The 1,070-nt window shown below is 49.9% G+C and carries 1 protein-coding gene; it reads left to right on the top strand.

The window, feature by feature from the left end; all coding sequences use genetic code 11:
- Positions 1 to 84: 84 nt before the first annotated feature.
- Positions 85 to 1,070, top strand: a 986-nt coding sequence (locus KCR01S_RS23595) for an IS110-like element IS5708 family transposase (RefSeq protein ID WP_061285267.1), incomplete at its 3' end; no start/stop codon positions are given.

The following is a 1,070-nucleotide window of genomic DNA, read 5'->3' on the forward strand; positions in this document are numbered from 1 at the left end:
CCGTTTTCTGAGACGACCCCTAGATATGCGCCTGATTAACTTTCGTGCAATCATAGGATAAACATTGACCCAGAGGGATTCGTTATGACCATCACCACTGTCGGTATCGATCTTGCTAAAAATGTGTTTGCTGTTCACTGCATTGACCAAAATGGTAAAGCTGTTCTGGTTAAACCCAAGGTGTCGCGTGCAGCACTTTCTGAACTCATCGCAGGTTTACCTCCCTGTGTCATTGGAATGGAAGCCTGCTCGGGTGCCCACTATTGGGCAAGATTATTCAGGCAGTATGGCCATGATGTCCGGTTGATGGCTCCGAAATTTGTCTCACCCTATCGCATGGCGGGTAAGACCGGGAAAAATGATGCAGCTGATGCAATAGCTATTTGTGAGGCAGTGCAGCGGCCGCATATGCGCTTTGTACCAGTCAAAGACGAAAGCCAGCAGGCAATGCAATGCTTACATCGGACAAGACAGGGATTTATCCAGGAAAGAACAGCAACGTATAACCGTCTTCGGGGCCTGATATCTGAATTCGGGGTTATTGCCCCACAAAGCACTGATGCTCTGCGTCATGTTGTTTCTGACCAGAAGGAAACTCTGCCAGTACAGGTCAGGCTGTGCATTGATGATCTATTGACACATGTCACTAATATTGAAGAGAAAATCGCCGAATATGACAGGGTATTATCTCGTGTGGCCAAAACAGATCATCGCAGCCAGCAGTTAATGGAACTGAAAGGTGTTGGGCCCACCACAGCGAGTGCGCTGGTCGCCAGTATTGGCAATGCCCATGATTTTAAGAACGGGCGCCAACTGGCAGCCTGGTTGGGGCTAACGCCATCACAATACAGTAGTGGCGGAAAATCAAAGCTTGGCAGGATAACAAAAGCGGGTGATGCCTATCTGCGAACCCTACTGGTCCAGGGAGCCCGTTCTGTAATGGTAGGGGCAGAGAATAGAACGGACCCGTTTAGCCGTTGGGTCTGCTCGTTGATTGGTAGGCGGGGATACTGGCGTGCTGTCGTTGCAATCGCCGCCAAGAATGCGAGGTTGTGCTGGGCATCATTACA

It is taken from the genome of Kluyvera cryocrescens NBRC 102467 (assembly GCF_001571285.1).
GTDB lineage: Bacteria > Pseudomonadota > Gammaproteobacteria > Enterobacterales > Enterobacteriaceae > Kluyvera > Kluyvera cryocrescens.